Origin of the sequence: Pseudomonas sp. SDI (genome assembly GCF_003105155.1) — a bacterium.
Taxonomy (GTDB): Bacteria; Pseudomonadota; Gammaproteobacteria; order Pseudomonadales; family Pseudomonadaceae; genus Aquipseudomonas.
Window position 1 is genome coordinate 95,929 of record NZ_QETK01000009.1, and the last position, 14,325, is coordinate 110,253.

The 14,325-nt window shown below is 65.1% G+C and carries 6 protein-coding genes; 3 read left to right on the forward strand and 3 right to left on the reverse strand.

The window, feature by feature from the left end; all coding sequences use genetic code 11:
* Positions 1 to 91 precede the first annotated feature (91 nt).
* The gene (locus DCO48_RS08170) at positions 92 to 310 is read left to right on the forward strand and encodes a DUF2970 domain-containing protein (protein ID WP_116550092.1); all 219 of its coding nucleotides are present in this window, start codon (positions 92 to 94) and stop codon (positions 308 to 310) included.
* Positions 311 to 585: 275 nt separating this feature from the next.
* Here DCO48_RS08170 and DCO48_RS08175 read toward each other — a convergent pair whose 3' ends face one another.
* The gene (locus tag DCO48_RS08175; RefSeq protein WP_116550093.1) at positions 586 to 1,668 is read right to left on the reverse strand and encodes an ABC transporter substrate-binding protein; all 1,083 of its coding nucleotides are present in this window, start codon (positions 1,666 to 1,668) and stop codon (positions 586 to 588) included.
* 217 nt (positions 1,669 to 1,885) lie between these two features.
* Between DCO48_RS08175 and DCO48_RS08180 the strand changes: the two genes are divergently transcribed.
* Positions 1,886 to 3,544, forward strand: a complete 1,659-nt coding sequence (locus DCO48_RS08180) for a nitrite/sulfite reductase (RefSeq protein WP_116550094.1) — start codon at positions 1,886 to 1,888, stop codon at positions 3,542 to 3,544.
* The gene (locus DCO48_RS08185) at positions 3,528 to 4,022 is read left to right on the forward strand and encodes a DUF934 domain-containing protein (protein WP_116550095.1); all 495 of its coding nucleotides are present in this window, start codon (positions 3,528 to 3,530) and stop codon (positions 4,020 to 4,022) included. Before DCO48_RS08180 ends, DCO48_RS08185 begins: the two co-directional genes overlap by 17 nt.
* A gap of 51 nt (positions 4,023 to 4,073) precedes the next feature.
* Here the strand turns inward: DCO48_RS08185 and DCO48_RS08190 are convergent, their stop codons facing one another.
* Positions 4,074 to 8,999, reverse strand: a complete 4,926-nt coding sequence (locus tag DCO48_RS08190; RefSeq protein ID WP_116550096.1) for an NEL-type E3 ubiquitin ligase domain-containing protein — start codon at positions 8,997 to 8,999, stop codon at positions 4,074 to 4,076.
* 69 nt (positions 9,000 to 9,068) lie between these two features.
* Positions 9,069 to 14,279 (reverse strand): NEL-type E3 ubiquitin ligase domain-containing protein, encoded by a 5,211-nt coding sequence (locus DCO48_RS08195; protein WP_116550097.1) that lies wholly within the window; start codon positions 14,277 to 14,279, stop codon positions 9,069 to 9,071.
* Between the last annotated feature and the right edge of the window lie 46 nt (positions 14,280 to 14,325).

The window sequence follows — 14,325 nt, forward strand, 5'->3', positions numbered from 1 at the left end:
GAATCGGCACAACTGACAAAAATACCAGCTGTGCCCCCCGACCCGCGATGGGGTCTACACTGATGGACGAGCCCTAGCCAAGGAGCCCCTCATGGACGACCCCACTCAAGGCAAACCGCCGACTTTCTGGCAAATGCTGCAAAGCATTCTTGCCGCTGCCTTTGGCGTGCAAACCGGGAAGAACCGTGCCCGCGACTTCAACCATGGCAAGGCCAGCCATTTCATCGCCTTGGGCAGCCTCTTCACCCTGCTGTTCATTCTCGCGCTGATCGGCCTGGTGCAACTGGCCATGCACCTCACCGCGCGCTGAAACGCAAACCGCCCGCAGGTTCCATTCTGCGGGCGGTGTGTTTTTTATCCATCGCGTGATGTCACTGATGGCTGACCCAGTACACGGCCGTCACGACCACCAGGATGATCAGACAGAGTATCGCCCAGGCATCGACACTGCTGTCAGTCTTACCCGCTTTGGTTGGATTTCCCATTGCATCGCCTCTTGTAGTGGTTATGGGAATGCATGTCACCCGTAGCAGTTAAGTTCAGCAATGCCCTTTGCTCAAGCAGGGGCTTTGGGCAGTTCGTCGGTTAATAGTCGATGGCTCCCTGGAGAAACGGATAACGGAAGTTCGGTGCTTTTCCCTCGGCGCTGAACCGTTTGAAGTCCACACCGTAGTCATGCTTTCTTTCCCGCTGCAGCCAACGCCGTGCCCGTTCGGCGTCGATCAACTGCAACACCGGCACCTGATGCGCACGCTGGCCGTCGCGGTCGAGCGGCAAGCCGAGGGCATCGTCGTGCAGCAGCACCATGGCCCAGCCGCCGAGGGAGAAATGCCCGCCCATCAGCACACTCAAACGCCCGTCGATACGCGCCTGCAAGGCCGCCGGCGAGCTGTTCACGGCGCTGTAGAGCACCTCGTGACCAGGCCGCCGGCCGCGCTCTTCGAACGCCTGCATGGCACCAAAGGCCATCTCGTCGTTGGCCGACCACACCAGCCGCGTCTGCGGGTAGCGCTCGGCGAGCAACTGCGCCTGCTCGTAGGCGCGCTGACGGCCCCAGCCGCCGTACACCACCTGGCGCAGCTGCACCTGCGGGTGCTCGGCCAACGCCCGGCGCATGCCCTGCTCGCGCAGTTGCGACACCGGGGTGCTTTTCAGCCCGGAAAACGCCAACAGCTCGACGCCCTGGGCCAGTACGTCGGCCGGCAACTGCTCGATCAGCGTCGTCAGGGTCTGGTAGCCGGCCTGCTCGTCGTTGCCGATCAGGGTGCCGAGCAACGGTGGATAGCGGTCGGGGTTGCTGTCGATCATCTGCGCCTGATCGTCAGTCAGGCCGTTATTCACCAGGAACAGCTTGACGCCACTGCCACGCGACAGGCGGATGATCTCTGGGGCGATGTACTGCTCGTTGACCAGAATCAGGTAGTCCGGACGCTTTGGCCCTTCCAGCACTTCGCGCGCCTGGCTAAGCGCCAGGCTCGGCTCGCGCTCACTGTAATGGATGGTCAGCGGCATCCCCAGCGCACTGGCGGCGCTCTGCATGAAGCGCGAATAGCTGACCCAGAAGGTCTCGTCGGCGTATCCGGGATTGAGGAACACCACCGACGCGGCCTGCGCCTGGGCCACCAGCAACAGGCTCAGACAGACGGTGCGGCTCAAGGCCTTGAGCATGCGGGTTCGCTCCACGAATTCAAACGGCCGATTATAAACAGTAGTCGCGCCAGAACAGCCAAACGAAAGCCAATCTCACTTAGTCCAAACAGTTCTTTTCATATGCAAAAACATCACTTTTGCGCATAAACGCAAACTGCTATCTTGCCTCGGCTCCGCTCCGGAGTGCGCGGCCGTGCGCGCGATTAGCTGCAAGCAGCTTGAGAACAGGACCCCTATGTACGTATACGACGAATACGATCAGCGGATCATCGAGGACCGCGTCAAGCAGTTCCGTGATCAGACCCGACGCTACCTGGCAGGCGAGCTGAGCGAAGAAGAGTTCCGCCCATTGCGCCTGCAAAATGGCCTCTATATTCAACGTTTTGCCCCAATGTTGCGGGTCGCCGTGCCGTACGGCCAGCTGACCTCGCGCCAGACCCGGATGCTGGCGAAGATCGCTCGCGACTACGACAAGGGTTATGCGCACATCAGCACCCGGCAGAACGTGCAGTACAACTGGCCGGCGCTGGAAGACATCCCGGAGATTCTCGCCGAACTGGCAACCGTGCAGATGCACGCCATCCAGACCAGCGGCAACTGCCTGCGCAACGTGACCACCGACCAGTTTGCCGGGGTCGCCGCCGATGAACTGATCGACCCGCGCCCCTGGTGTGAAATCGTCCGCCAGTGGACCACCTTCCACCCGGAATTCGCCTACCTGCCGCGCAAATTCAAGATCGCCATCAACGGTGCGAACAGCGACCGTGCGGCCATCGAAGTGCACGACATCGGCCTGGAGCCGGTGCACAACGCTGCCGGCGAGCTGGGCTTCCGCGTACTGGTAGGTGGCGGCCTGGGCCGTACCCCGGTGGTCGGCGCCTTCATCAACGAGTTCCTGCCGTGGCAGGACCTGCTCAGCTATCTCGATGCGATCCTGCGTGTGTACAACCGTTACGGGCGCCGCGACAACAAGTACAAGGCGCGGATCAAGATCCTGGTCAAGGCACTGACGCCGGAAGTGTTTGCCGAGAAGGTCGAGGCCGAAATGGCCCACCTGCGTGGCGGCAGCACCACCCTGACCGATGCCGAAGTGCATCGTGTCGCCAAGCACTTCGTCGACCCCGACTACCTGGCGCTGGACAACCTCGACAGCGAGCTGGCAAAGCTGGATGCCGAGCACCCTGGCTTCGCCCGCTGGCGCTCGCGCAACACCCTGGCGCACAAGAAGCCGGGCTACGTCGCCGTGACCCTGTCGCTCAAGCCGACAGGCGTTGCCCCAGGCGATCTCACCGACAAGCAGCTCGACGCCGTGGCCGACCTGGCCGAGCGTTACAGCTTCGGTCAGTTGCGCACCTCGCACGAGCAGAACATCATCCTGGCCGACGTCGAGCAGCGCAAACTGCACGCCCTCTGGCTGGAGCTGCGCGAGGGCGGCTTCGCCACCCCGAACATCGGCCTGCTGACCGACATCATCTGCTGCCCAGGCGGTGACTTCTGCTCGCTGGCCAACGCCAAGTCAATCCCGATTGCCGAGTCGATCCAGCGGCGCTTCGACGACCTCGACTACCTGTTCGACATCGGCGAACTGGACCTGAACATTTCCGGCTGCATGAACGCCTGTGGTCACCACCACGTCGGCCACATCGGCATCCTGGGGGTGGACAAGAAAGGCGAAGAGTTCTACCAGGTGTCCCTCGGTGGCAGCGCCAGCCGCGACGCCAGCCTGGGCAAGATCCTCGGCCCGTCGTTCGCCCAGGAGGCCATGCCGGATGTGATCGAGAAGCTGATCGACGTGTACGTGGAACAACGTACCGAAGACGAGCGCTTCATCGACACCTACCAACGTATTGGCATCGACCCCTTCAAGGAGCGCGTCTATGCAGCGAATCATTAAGAACAACCAGATCGTCGACGAAACCTGGCACCTGCTGCCCAAGGACGTGACCCTGGACGAGTTGACCAACTGCGACGACTACATCGTGCCGCTGCAGCTGTGGCGCGAACACGCCCATGCCCTCAAGGCCCGCGATGGCGGCCTGGGAGTGTGGCTGGACAGCGACGAGGAAGCCGAGGAAATCGGTGAAGACGTCGCGCACTTCCAGGTGATCGCGCTGAACTTCCCGGCCTTCACCGACGGGCGCAACTACTCCAACGCGCGCCTGCTGCGTGACCGCTACAAGTTCAGCGGCGAGCTGCGGGCAATCGGTGACGTGTTGCGTGACCAGCTGTTCTACCTGGCCCGTTGCGGTTTCGATGCGTTCGCCCTCCGCGCCGACAAGGACCCGGTCGAAGCACTGGAAAGCCTGAAAGATTTTTCGGTGACCTACCAGGCCGCGACCGACCAGCCATTGCCGCTGTTCCGCCGCCGCTGAGGCTGCTCGCACCTGTGGACGCCGGCCTTGCCGGCGTCCACAGTGCTCGGCTCAAGGCACCAGCTTCAGCGTCTGCCCCGGTAGCGCGTTCCACAGCTCCACCGTCAGGTTTTCCAGCAAGCGCCTCTCCTCCGCCCGCCGCCGCGTATTGATCCGCTCGATCTGCTGCTTGAAGACCTGATCGGTCATCCCCTCCTTGTCTTTCTCCAGTGCCTCCAGGCGAGCGTAATAGGGTTTGTCGACCCGCTCGAATCGCTCGGCAAAACGCTTCTTCAGGAAGCTCGCCCAGAACGGCCGATCGACGCACGTCTGCTTCAGTGCCGCCGGGGTTTCTGCCGCCAGCACGGCCGCCTTGGCTGCATCCAGTTGCGCCTTGCTCACCCTGGCCACGCCAGCAAAGTTCATGTGCTGCGCCTGACCGGGCAGTTCCAGCGCCTCGGCCAGGCCCAGGCGATAGGCCAAGCGTACTTCCACCTCATCGGGCGACTCGCCGCTCAGGCGACGTTTGGCGATATCGGACAGGGCGATGCTCTCGACCCGCTCCAGGCGCATCAGGCCACGTGCCAGTTGCAGCAGGCTGCGCTCGGTACCCTCCACACTGGGTGCGGCCAGGGCCTGACGTACCAGCACCAGCACCTCCAATTGACTGAAGATCAGCGTAGCGCCGTCGGAACAGGTATCCGGGTTCGCCGCGGCCTCGAACAACTGCCCGCGCAGTTCGGTGTCTTCCACCGCCGCATCGAGAACGGCCCAGACCCGCGCGCGCAACTCGGGCAATGCGCGCCGGAAGTCGGCACTAAGGCGCAAGTCGTCAAGTACGTGAAAGAACGCAGCACTGTCCGGCTCCTGGTGCAACTGCTGCCATTTCGCCCGACGCAACGGGTGCAGCGCATCGGCATCGCCATCGACCCAAAGGGCGACCGCCTGGTCCGCCGGGACCACGGCGGGCACCCGCCGCGCACCTCCAGCGTGGCCGGCGCCCAGGGAAATGCCAGTGCGCTCATAGTAATGCCCGAGCCGCGCGAGGCTGTCCTCGTTGAGCGGATTGCCCGATAGCGACGTCGCCCGGTTGACCCGCGTCACGGCCTCGACGTGCGCTGGCATCGGCTCCAGTACCTGGGGCGGGACGTGGCTGATCAGGTTGTCGCGCAGGTCGAGCCATTCCACATGCGCCAGTTCGAACACCCCCGCCGGCCAGTCACGCAGACCGGTCCGGCGCAGCAACAGCCCGCGCAACGCCTCAAACCGAGACAGGTCCGGCAATTGCCCCAACGGGTTGTAATCGAGCTGCAAGATTTTCAATTGGCGCAAGCGCGCCAGCCGGGCAATACCATCGCCGTCGAGCACGATCGCATTGCCCGGCAACAGCAGCTTGGTGAGCCCCGTGAGTTCAGCCAACGCTTCGGGCACGCGGTCCAGACGATTGCGTGCCACGCTCAACCAGCGCAGGCGAGTGAATACCTGCAGAAACCGGGCCGGCAACTCGGTGAGCCCGCAATCGTTCAAATGCAACGCACCGACATGGCTGAAATCGCCCACCAGCGGTGGCAGTTCGACAAAACGCTGGCTGCTCAAGTCGAGCCGGTAGCCGATAGCGTGTCCATCGCGAGCAAACACCCGCTCGCTCTGCCGGCGCCAGCAACGCTCGATGATCTGCGCGGCATTACGCCGTGCCTCGGCCGGCACCAAGCGTGAACGCTGCGGGCCGTCCGGCTCCCAGTTGAAGGTGTCGACCCAGTTGTCCAGGCCTTCCAGCAAGGTGTTCAATTCCAGATGTTTGTCTTCCAGCCAGCGCCCGAGTTGCGCTTCCTCTACGCCGCTGTCGTCGAGCAGCGCATTGGTCTCGGCCAACGACAGATCCGGGTAAAGCAGACGTACCCGCTCCAGCAAGGCCGGGCTACGCAATGCCGCACCATCGCCACGCCCGCTGAGCGGGTAGCCAAGCTGGCCGTCCTCCAGCCGCAGTGGTGGCTTGAACCAGGCATTGCGTGGACGCTGGCGCAATAGCCGGCGGGCACCGACACGGTCGGCCGAGGCCGCCTCGGCAAGCCGCTGGCGCAACACGTCTGGCTGATCGATGGCGAGCCCCAGCGCTGCGCGCTCGCTGTCGGGCAAGGCATGAAGGATCGCAGCATAGAGCGACTCGACCCCGCCCAGCTCGTCACCGGCCTCGTCCAGCGCCTGATAACCAGCGCCCCGGCGCAGCAGATACTTCTTCGTGGCGCCGGCTTCGCCAATGCTGTCGAGCAGCGCACCGCGCCAGTTCAGTTCGCGCACTTGCAGCTCAAGCGAAGCGCTCCAGCCGTCCAACTGCTGCAATTGACCGAGAGCCAGGCGCAGGCTCTCGGGGCTCTCCTGATAGGCAAAATACAGTCCCTCGCAAGCTTGGTTCAGGGCCACATCCTCCAGCAACCAACGGGCTTCCTCGGCCAGCCGTAGCGGCACCCGTGGCGGTGTCGCCAGCAGCTGTTCCAGTTCCAGGCTGTTGGCCCGCCCAACCAGGGCCCTGCCCAGGCGCCACGGCAAACCGGGGAAGTCGCGGCGCAGGGGGCTCAACCCCGGTACATCGGGTAGCGGCTCGGCGGCGTGCAGCAGGTCGAAGACGTGTGCTGGATGCTCGGCGGCGAAACGGCCCGTCGCTTGTTGCAATTGCCTGCCGCGCGCCTCGGTTGTGCTTTCCAGGTAAGCGCCGATCAGGCCCTTCTGCTCGTTGTCGCTCAACAACCCCAGCAACTGTTGGCGGTAACTGCCATCGGCCAATTGCGCCGGGCTCAGGCGCAGCAGCCGCGGCGCCTGAGCAGCACGATTACCCCACTCGCCCAACACTTGCCCATCCTCGTGCAACTGCACGCAAAGGTCCCCAGGCCAGGCTGGCATCTGCGTCAGCAGTTGCAGCGGCAGGCTGTGCTGCCCCGCAGGCAATGCCTGACCAACCCGCAACTGCGCAATCGACTCGCCAACCCGACGGTGCAGTTGCCAACGATGCAGGGTTTCCTCCAACGCCGCCGGCAGCGGCTCGCGGTCCAGGTGCACGCGACGCAGGCAAGCGTCGCTGGTGCCGGTGGCCTGTGCCAGGCGCCGCAAGTCCTCGTCGCTGAGGCCCTCGACGCAAGGCCCCAGGCGCCGCCACAAGGTCAGCCCTTCCCAGCGCAATGGGTTTTCCCCCTGCAACCGCCAGGCGCCGCGAGTGTTGTGGACCAGCAGCGGTTGATAACCGTCAGGATCGCTCGGGTGCACCATGCGCCATTGTCCGGCGCCGTCGTCGCGGACCTGATAGGTACGCTTGTCGATGCGCACATAGGTCTCATCGCCCGCGCGGTACAGGCCCAAGGCATCGGCCTCCAGATGATCCAGCCCGACCGCCACCCGGTAGGGCTCAAGGCTCGGTCGCCAGAGGCGCGAGCGGCCATCGGGCAGCTCAACCTTGATCAGGCCATCGAGCACTTCGCTGCTGCTGACCGGCACCGCCGAGTGCCCGGTCTGGCTCAGGCCGGCCATCAGCGCCAGGTTGACCCCCACCGAACTGAGGTGATCCCAGGCCTGATCAAGTTCGCCATGTTCCCAGGCCTCGACACCGCTGATCACTTCACGTACCAGTTGCACCGCGGTTACCAGCGCCATCACCGCGCCGAGCGCCGGTATGACGAACGCCGCCGCGTTGACCAGGTTGAAACCGATACTGTCCCAGTAGGCCCGACGCGCCTCGCTGGCCTGCTCGTCGGCCTCGGCACTGGGCACGGCGAGCACTCGCGCATCGGCCTTGAGCTTGTCCAGGTGCTGCGCATACACATGCGCGAACAGCTCGCTGCTCACCCGTTCTTCACGCAGGTACAACGCATCGTCCGGGTTGGGCTGACGCTCGTAGAGACCATCACGACCTTCCACATTGTGATACAACGCCGCGTCCAGGCGGGCGAACACGTGCTCATGGCGCGCGCCTGGCAGGTAGCGGCGCAACAGCGCCTGGAAAGCCGGCAGGCGCAGGTTGATCCGCAGGTCGTCGCGGGCCGCCTGCACCGACGGGTATTCCTTGAGCGGGTACAGCGGCGCATCCGGCAAGTAGACGACCACCGGCTCCAGGCGGTCGCTGCCGACACGGTCGGCGCTGATCACCAACAGCTCGGCCAGCGGCACCTCGAACAGGCGTAACTGGCTGACCTGCACCGGCTTGCCATGCAGCAGTGGCGCCGGCTCGCCGGCGGCCAGCGCCAGCAGCATCTGCTGCGCCGAGGCGCTGATTTCGCCGCGCATGGCCGCCACCTGGGTGCATACCCGCAATTGATCCTGGTAGGCGGCGACCCACCGCGCGGCGACCTCGGCGCGCCGCTCTGGGGCCTCGTAGACCTGTGCCAGATGCTGCTGATAGCGTCCGCCAAGGTCGAGTTCGTGACAGACGCGGGCGAAACGCAGCGGCGAGATATCCAGCCGCTCGCGATACACGTAGCGAAAGCGCGGGTAAGCGTTCTCGGCACCCGGCAGCAACTCCAGGCCGAATGCATCGACCGGTGCCAGGCCGCTGGCCGGGTCGATGTCGGCGTCTACGGAAAAGTTCTGCAAGGCCGCCTGGAGCAGGCTCTGGCGCCGCGGCCGAATTTGCAGCGTCGTGCCAAACAGCATGCCCTCGCGCAGGATCTGCACGAACTCCACCCGGTTCACATCCGGCGTGCTGCCGAACTCGCGTTTGAGCCGCGCGTTCAACAGCGGCTCGGCGAAGGCGGCGATGCCTTTGAGGTCGCTCAGCGCGCCAGCCAGCGCCAGCGCCGAGGTGCGGCGCTGCGCCAGGTAGCGGGCCAGATCATTCTTGGCCTGCTCGGTGGTGTGCGCGGGGAACTGATACTGCGGGCGCCAGGCCTGGTGCAGACGCGCGAAGTCTTGCGGCTTGGCGTGGCCAAGCCAGCCAGGCAGGGCTTGCTGGATAAATGCTGCGTGCAGGCCGGGCAGCGCGGGTACGGCTGGCGGGGATGTCGAGAGCGACATGGCAAAGCTCCTATGGTGTGGGGGACACAGAAGACCCGTTTGCCCAGCGAACGACGCACTACATATTGCTCACCCCGCCAGTTCCTCAACGCGGGTCAGGCTGAGCATAAGGTCCTCTTCGGCCTTTTCATGGGCCTGCTGCAGGGCATTGACGGCGTGCAGATAGCGCTGGTTGTCCAACGTCGGATGCCGCAGTCGTCCACTGCTGTCGAGCACGTCCTCGTGGAGCGCGCCGCTCAGCAGCTCGCGCACGCTGCGGTCGAGCCGAGTCACCGAGGGCTCGCCCATGCCCAGGCAATCGTCGAGGTAATCCAGGCCCTCGGCCCAGAATTCGCTGATAACCTGGAACTGTGCGGCGAAGCGCTGTTTGAGATAACGCTGCCAACCCGGGGTAGTGACCATCCAGGCCCGCCGATTGCGCTCGGTCTCGCTCTTGAGCACGGCATTCTTCACCCGCGCCAGCGTCGCAGGCGAGACCTGGGCGATTTCGCGATAGAGCATGCCGCTGGAGGGCTCGGGAAAGTCCAGCCGCGGTGCCAGATCTTGGCGCATGGCCAGACGGATCTCGATGTCGTCGACGCTGAAGCGCGACAGAATCCGGTCGGGGATATCGTCCAGCGGGTCGAGCGCCGGCAGCGGCAAGCGCTGTTCGAGCAACGCATGGCGGCGCAGCGAGCGCTGCAGGATGATCCGATCGGCCAGGCGCTGCACCTGTGCCCGCCGATACAGTTTCTTGTAAAACGTCAACAAACCGCTGTGCCGGGCTCCGACGTCGGCTGCCACCAGGCCTTGCTGGAACGCCAGGCTCGCCAGCTCCAGCTCACTGAACGCCTCGGCCCCGGCATCGCCGCAGGTCACCGGGAAACCTTCGGCGATTGCCAGCAGTTCTTCGCGCAATTGCGTGTGCGCCGTTGCCGCTTCGAGCAGGGCCCAGATCCGCTCGCTGACAGCCTCCGGGCGGCGCTGGATGTCCTGGGACAGGAGCATGCGTTCGAGCATGTCCTTCAACGCCCGGTTCGAGCGCCCATGGAACAGGCCATTCCAGAGGTTGCGCCGGGCCTGGCTGGCACCCAGCAGCCAGGTCGTCAGGAGCATGCCGCGCCCTTCGCGGCGGGGGTGCGTACGCAGGCGCTGGAGTTGGCCGAACGCCGCAGCGTCCAACGGGTTCTGGTCGAGCAGCAGACGGTAACTGGCGGTCTCATCGGCGAGCAATTGCTGGGCGAAGCGCGTCGTGCCCAGCTCGGGCAACTGGGTGATGCCATTGGACGACAGGTCGACGATGCGCAAGCGCTCGCTGTGCTCCATCAGCGCGGTCACCCCCGACGGCCAGTCGCGGAGCAGGCAGCGCTCCAGGTTCAACCGTTCCAGCGCCCGTAAGCCGTCAACCTGCGGCGCCAGGCCCAAGGGGTTTCCCGACAGATCCAGGCGCTGCAACTGTCCATAGCGGGCGAACAGCGCGGCCCTTGGCGGGTCGAGGCGAATGAGGTTGTCGGCCAGTTCCAGCGACTCCAGCGACAGCTCGCTCAGCAGCTCCAGGGCCCCTGTTTCCAGGGTCAGGTAGTTACCACTCAGGTTCAGCCGGCGCAGGCCGGGCATCATCAACAACGTCTGCAAGGCTTCGCCGGGCAGGCTCATCAGGGTGTTGTCGGCCAGGTCCAGGCTACGCAGGTGCCGCAGCAGGCGCAGTGTCTCGAACATGGCAGGCCGGTGCAACAGGCGATTATTTTGCAGGTCGAGCACACGCAGGCGCCTCATCCAACACACCGCCTGCGGCACTTCGCTCAGCCAGTTACTTGCCAGGCGCAGCACCTGCACCTGGTCGAACTGATGCAAAAAGCCCACGGGGACTTCAGCCAGTTGCATGTTGTTCAGGCGTAGGTCGTGGATATGCTCGAAGCGGGTTTGCAGCGACGGCAATTCGCTGACCTGTATATCGGAAAGGTCGAGCAATTGCGAGCCCTCGCCGCTGCGCCGGCGCCAGGCTTGCAGCACGCGTGCGGCCAAGGTTCGGCGCGAATCGCGCTCGATGGCGTCGACACCGCGCTCGATCCAACTCTGCAGGTCCTCGTCCAGTTCCAGCCAGGCCTCCTCTAACGCAGCGATGGCGTCGCCGAGGCGGGCATAACGCAGCAATAGCGATTCGCGCAGCGCTACCAGCGCCTGTGCATCCAGCGTCGGAAACAGGTTGCGCAAGCGCCGGTTGCTACCCGACAGCGTGCTGCCGACGCCGCCCAGTGGGTAACCGTTGCGCCCGTCGGCCAGCTGCAACGGCGAGCGGAACCACGGCCGCACCGGCTGCAGGCCGAGCAGGTTCGCCGCCTGCCCGCGCGCGGCCAACGCCTGCCGGTACAGTGCGACACGCAGCGCCTGCGACGCATCCCGGGCCATCCCCAGGGCGCTGCCGGCAGACTCCGGCAGGGCCTGGAGGATCGCGTCGTAGATTGAGCGCTCGCTGGCCAACTCCTGGCCCTCGGCGTCATACACCCGGTAACGCTGGCCGATACGCAGCACGGTCGACGACGGGCCTGACGACGGGCCGAGGCGCTGTAACAGCGGGCCTTCCAGGGTCAGTTCGCGCAGTTCCAGGCTAAACGCCTGCGGCCAGCCAGGGAGGCGCTCGAGCAAGCCGAAGGCCAGGCAGGCACTGTCCTGGCTTTCCAGCCCCGGCGCATACAGCCCCTCGATGGCCCGGCCCAGGCGGATCTGCCGCTGGCACAACCGGGCCGCTTCGGCCAAGCGCAACGACGGTCCAGCCAGACCTTGGGCCAGTTCCTCGCGTTCGCTGCGCGGCACCTGGCCCAACAACTCCTGTGCGGCCTCGGCGCTCAGCCGCGGGAACATCGATTGCAGGCGCTGGACATCGGCCGGCTGCGTGGGCGTAGCGGCACCATGTAACTGGTCGAGCAGGCTGGAGCGCTGTCGGCCGCCCAGCTCGGCCAACTGTTCGCGCAACACCTGCGCCCGCGCCGACGCCGGCACCTGGCTGCCAAGCAGGCGCTGGACGGCCGGTTCGTCGAGCGCGGCGAGAATCGCTTCGGCCAGACGGTTATCGGTCAATTGCCTGAGCGACACCGGGATCGCTGGCCGGACCGCCCAACTGGGGTGGCCGAAGACACGCGGCGGTCCCTCCGCCAAAGCCCCAGGCGACACCGCCAACAACCGTTGCGGCCAACCCGGCAAGGTCACCGCGAGCCGAGCGCCGAGGGTGACTTCGGCCCGCAATGGATGGCCATTGCGCAGATCGTTCAGTGCATTGTCCAGGCGCTGCTCCAGGCGCAGGCGCTCCAGCGTGTCGCGCAGCAATGGCGGCACCCGCCGCCCGTGCAGGTGCATCTCGCGCAGCAGGTCGTCGCCGCAACCACTGATCTGCGCCGCCGCCTCCAGCAGTTCATCCGTCACGCCCTCGGCCAGCGGGCCGATCCGCCGCAGCAACTGCTGCCGGCTCCAGTCCAGCGGGCTCTCGTCGCGCAAGCGCCAGGCGCCTTGGCCATTGTGCCGCAGCGCTGGCCGGTAGGCCTCGGCAAACTCGGGGTGGCCCAGGCTCCAGCCGCCCGCCTCGTCCCGATGCACCTCGAAGGTACGCCCGTCGATACGCACATAACTCGACGTGCCCCGCCAGTACACGCCCTGGCTATCGGCAACAGCGGCGCCGAGATCGACGTCGCTGGCGTAGTTGCCGAGCGACGGCTTCCACAAACGAAAATTGCCATTGGGCAAGCGCACCTTGACCAGCCCGTCGACCAGCTCGCAAGCGAGCATTGGCTCGGCCGCCCGACCGGCTACGCCAAAACCGATCATCAGCGCTACATTCAGGCCGATCGAGCGCAGATGCGCCCACAGCTCGTCGATCTCGCCGTTCTCCCAGGCATGCACGCCTTCCACGACGTCATCGAGCAGTTGCACGGCGGTCACCAGCAACATCACCGCGCCCACTGCCGGCACCATGAACGCCAGCGTGTTGAGCACATTCAGGCCAATGTCCTCCCAATAGGCCAGGCGCCGCTCGCGCGCCTGCTCGTCGACATCGGCACTGGGGACTGCCAGGAAGCGCGCGTCCTGTTTGAGCTTGCTCAGGTGCTGGTCCTGCAACAGGCCGAACAGCTCGCCATGGATTGGCACCTCGCGCAGGTACAGCTTGCCGTCGGGGTCCGGGCGCTGCTCATAGATACCGTTCGGGTCCTTGACCAGGTGATACAGCGCCGCCTCCAGGCGGGTAAAGACATGGGCCTGATCGGCCTGCAGAACAAAACGCCGCAATAACGCCCGATACTCACCGAAGCGCAATTTGTGCAGCAGATCAGCGTGCAATGCCTCGACCGTGGCGTACTGCTTGAGGGGTTGTCGCGGTGCCCCCGGCAAATAGAGCAGGCACAACGCCTTGCCCGAATCGCCTTCGGAGCGGATGAACAAGGGTTCGAACAGTTGCGCCGTGAACATTTTCAGCCGGCTGACTCGGACCCGACGACCTCGATAAAGCGGCCGCTGCGGCGATTCGAGCAATTCCAGCAATGTCTGGCGGACGGATTCCTCGATGTCTTTTTTCATCAAGGCAAGCTGGATGTGCACGCGGAACTGGGCTTTAAAAGTAGCCACCGACGCGGCGCGGATCCCGGCACGGGTCGTCGGCGTCTCGAACACCTCGGTCAAATGACGTTGATAGCGCCCCCCCAGGTCCAGGTCGTGGCAAAGCCTGGCAAACCGCGTCGGTTCGATCGCCAGTCTGTCCAGGAAACGGTAACGAAAACGCGGCGCTCCGCCTTCGGTGCCCGGTACCAGTTCCAGGGTGAAGGCGCCTTCCGGTGCCAGCGCGGTGCCGGCCTCGAATTCGCAGTCCGCAGCAAAGTTCTGCAAGGCCGCCTGCAATAGACTTTGCTGACGCGGCACCAATTGCCGCATCGCGCCAAACACCACGCTCTGGTAGCGCACCTCGACGAACTGCGTGCGGTGCAGGTCCGGCTTGATCTTCAGGTCGTCCGCCATTCGCTTGCGCAGCAGCGGCTCACAGAACCCGCTGACGCTCTGCAGCCCCTTGAGCGCTCGCGCCAGCATCGCGGCCGTGCGGCGACTGCGGTGCAGGTACGCCAGGAAGGCCTCGCGCTCGCCGGCCGGAGCCTGATTGAACCAGTTGGCATTGCCTGCCAGAAAGCTGGGATCGACGAACAGACTGCGGCCAAGCCGATCCAGATCGGCAGGCGTTGCATGCCAGAGCCACGCGGGCAGCTGTTGCTGGATAAACGGCCCGTGCAGACCGGGAGCTTCGGGACGGGATGGGGTCGGCATGGGTGGGTCTCCTGTACTGGGCAAAGCCACAGCAGACCCGTCCCGA